The sequence below is a fragment of the Kitasatospora papulosa genome (assembly GCF_000717245.1).
GTDB classification, from domain to species: Bacteria; Actinomycetota; Actinomycetes; order Streptomycetales; family Streptomycetaceae; genus Streptomyces; species Streptomyces papulosus.
Map to the genome: position 1 here is coordinate 1 of NZ_JNYQ01000053.1, position 2,607 is coordinate 2,607.

The 2,607-nt window shown below is 42.7% G+C and carries 5 protein-coding genes; 2 read left to right on the top strand and 3 right to left on the bottom strand.

The genetic code is table 11. The annotated features are described in order from the left end of the window. The first annotated feature begins 95 nt into the window (after positions 1-95). A complete protein-coding gene (rzpD, locus tag IA22_RS36175; RefSeq protein ID WP_000092275.1) occupies positions 96-557 on the top strand; it encodes a prophage endopeptidase RzpD in 462 nt (153 codons plus the stop codon). Between the two features lie 31 nt (positions 558-588). Here rzpD and bor read toward each other — a convergent pair whose 3' ends face one another. After that, positions 589-882, bottom strand: a complete 294-nt coding sequence (gene bor, locus IA22_RS36180; RefSeq protein WP_000738492.1) for a serum resistance lipoprotein Bor — start codon at positions 880-882, stop codon at positions 589-591. 261 nt (positions 883-1,143) lie between these two features. Continuing rightward, on the bottom strand, positions 1,144-1,596 hold the full coding sequence (locus IA22_RS36185; protein ID WP_223248938.1) for a DUF1398 domain-containing protein: 453 nt from the start codon (positions 1,594-1,596) through the stop codon (positions 1,144-1,146). A 243-nt stretch (positions 1,597-1,839) separates the two neighbouring features. Here IA22_RS36185 and ybcW point away from each other — a divergent pair, with 243 nt between their 5' ends. Further along, complete coding sequence (ybcW, locus tag IA22_RS36195; protein ID WP_001031427.1) at positions 1,840-2,046, top strand: protein YbcW; 207 nt, start codon at positions 1,840-1,842, stop codon at positions 2,044-2,046. A gap of 164 nt (positions 2,047-2,210) precedes the next feature. Here the strand turns inward: ybcW and IA22_RS36200 are convergent, their stop codons facing one another. Further along, a complete protein-coding gene (locus tag IA22_RS36200; RefSeq protein ID WP_001421937.1) occupies positions 2,211-2,405 on the bottom strand; it encodes a YlcI/YnfO family protein in 195 nt (64 codons plus the stop codon). Between the last annotated feature and the right edge of the window lie 202 nt (positions 2,406-2,607).

The following is a 2,607-nucleotide window of genomic DNA, read 5'->3' on the forward strand; positions in this document are numbered from 1 at the left end:
CTGCCGGGCGCTGGTTATGGTCAGTTCGAGCATAAGGCTGACAGCCTGATTGCAAAATTCAAAGAAGCGGGCGGAACGGTCAGAGAGATTGATGTATGAGCAGAGTCACCGCGATTATCTCCGCTCTGGTTATCTGCATCATCGTCTGCCTGTCATGGGCTGTTAATCATTACCGTGATAACGCCATTACCTACAAAGCCCAGCGCGACAAAAATGCCAGAGAACTGAAGCTGGCGAACGCGGCAATTACTGACATGCAGATGCGTCAGCGTGATGTTGCTGCGCTCGATGCAAAATACACGAAGGAGTTAGCTGATGCTAAAGCTGAAAATGATGCTCTGCGTGATGATGTTGCCGCTGGTCGTCGTCGGTTGCACATCAAAGCAGTCTGTCAGTCAGTGCGTGAAGCCACCACCGCCTCCGGCGTGGATAATGCAGCCTCCCCCCGACTGGCAGACACCGCTGAACGGGATTATTTCACCCTCAGAGAGAGGCTGATCACTATGCAAAAACAACTGGAAGGAACCCAGAAGTATATTAATGAGCAGTGCAGATAGAGTTGCCCATATCGATGGGCAACTCATGCAATTATTGTGAGCAATACACACGCGCTTCCAGCGGAGTATAAATGCCTAAAGTAATAAAACCGAGCAATCCATTTACGAATGTTTGCTGGGTTTCTGTTTTAACAACATTTTCTGCGCCGCCACAAATTTTGGCTGCATCGACAGTTTTCTTCTGCCCAATTCCAGAAACGAAGAAATGATGGGTGATGGTTTCCTTTGGTGCTACTGCTGCCGGTTTGTTTTGAACAGTAAACGTCTGTTGAGCACATCCTGTAATAAGCAGGGCCAGCGCAGTAGCGAGTAGCATTTTTTTCATGGTGTTATTCCCGATGCTTTTTGAAGTTCGCAGAATCGTATGTGTAGAAAATTAAACAAACCCTAAACAATGAGTTGAAATTTCATATTGTTAATATTGTCATTGTATTCCCGGATTAACTATGTCCACAGCCCTGACGGGGAACTTCTCTGCGGGAGTGTCCGGGAATAATTAAAACGATGCACACAGGGTTTAGCGCGTACACGTATTGCATTATGCCAACGCCCCGGTGCTGACACGGAAGAAACCGGACGTTATGATTTAGCGTGGAAAGATTTGTGTAGTGTTCTGAATGCTCTCAGTAAATAGTAATGAATTATCAAAGGTATAGTAATATCTTTTATGTTCATGGATATTTGTAACCCATCGGAAAACTCCTGCTTTAGCAAGATTTTCCCTGTATTGCTGAAATGTGATTTCTCTTGATTTCAACCTATCATAGGACGTTTCTATAAGATGCGTGTTTCTTGAGAATTTAACATTTACAACCTTTTTAAGTCCTTTTATTAACACGGTGTTATCGTTTTCTAACACGATGTGAATATTATCTGTGGCTAGATAGTAAATATAATGTGAGACGTTGTGACGTTTTAGTTCAGAATAAAACAATTCACAGTCTAAATCTTTTCGCACTTGATCGAATATTTCTTTAAAAATGGCAACCTGAGCCATTGGTAAAACCTTCCATGTGATACGAGGGCGCGTAGTTTGCATTATCGTTTTTATCGTTTCAATCTGGTCTGACCTCCTTGTGTTTTGTTGATGATTTATGTCAAATATTAGGAATGTTTTCACTTAATAGTATTGGTTGCGTAACAAAGTGCGGTCCTGCTGGCATTCTGGAGGGAAATACAACCGACAGATGTATGTAAGGCCAACGTGCTCAAATCTTCATACAGAAAGATTTGAAGTAATATTTTAACCGCTAGATGAAGAGCAAGCGCATGGAGCGACAAAATGAATAAAGAACAATCTGCTGATGATCCCTCCGTGGATCTGATTCGTGTAAAAAATATGCTTAATAGCACCATTTCTATGAGTTACCCTGATGTTGTAATTGCATGTATAGAACATAAGGTGTCTCTGGAAGCATTCAGAGCAATTGAGGCAGCGTTGGTGAAGCACGATAATAATATGAAGGATTATTCCCTGGTGGTTGACTGATCACCATAACTGCTAATCATTCAAACTATTTAGTCTGTGACAGAGCCAACACGCAGTCTGTCACTGTCAGGAAAGTGGTAAAACTGCAACTCAATTACTGCAATGCCCTCGTAATTAAGTGAATTTACAATATCGTCCTGTTCGGAGGGAAGAACGCGGGATGTTCATTCTTCATCACTTTTAATTGATGTATATGCTCTCTTTTCTGACGTTAGTCTCCGACGGCAGGCTTCAATGACCCAGGCTGAGAAATTCCCGGACCCTTTTTGCTCAAGAGCGATGTTAATTTGTTCAATCATTTGGTTAGGAAAGCGGATGTTGCGGGTTGTTGTTCTGCGGGTTCTGTTCTTCGTTGACATGAGGTTGCCCCGTATTCAGTGTCGCTGATTTGTATTGTCTGAAGTTGTTTTTACGTTAAGTTGATGCAGATCAATTAATACGATACCTGCGTCATAATTGATTATTTGACGTGGTTTGATGGCCTCCACGCACGTTGTGATATGTAGATGATAATCATTATCACTTTACGGGTCCTTTCCGGTGATCCGACAGGTTACGGGG

Bases quoted from the DNA above. Each gene is read 5' to 3' on its own strand.
- bor (WP_000738492.1), bottom strand. From the start codon at position 882: ATGAAAAAAATGCTACTCGCTACTGCGCTGGCCCTGCTTATTACAGGA.
- IA22_RS36200 (WP_001421937.1), bottom strand. From the start codon at position 2,405: ATGTCAACGAAGAACAGAACCCGCAGAACAACAACCCGCAACATCCGC.
- IA22_RS36185 (WP_223248938.1), bottom strand. From the start codon at position 1,596: ATGCAAACTACGCGCCCTCGTATCACATGGAAGGTTTTACCAATGGCT.
- ybcW (WP_001031427.1), top strand. From the start codon at position 1,840: ATGAATAAAGAACAATCTGCTGATGATCCCTCCGTGGATCTGATTCGT.
- rzpD (WP_000092275.1), top strand. From the start codon at position 96: ATGAGCAGAGTCACCGCGATTATCTCCGCTCTGGTTATCTGCATCATC.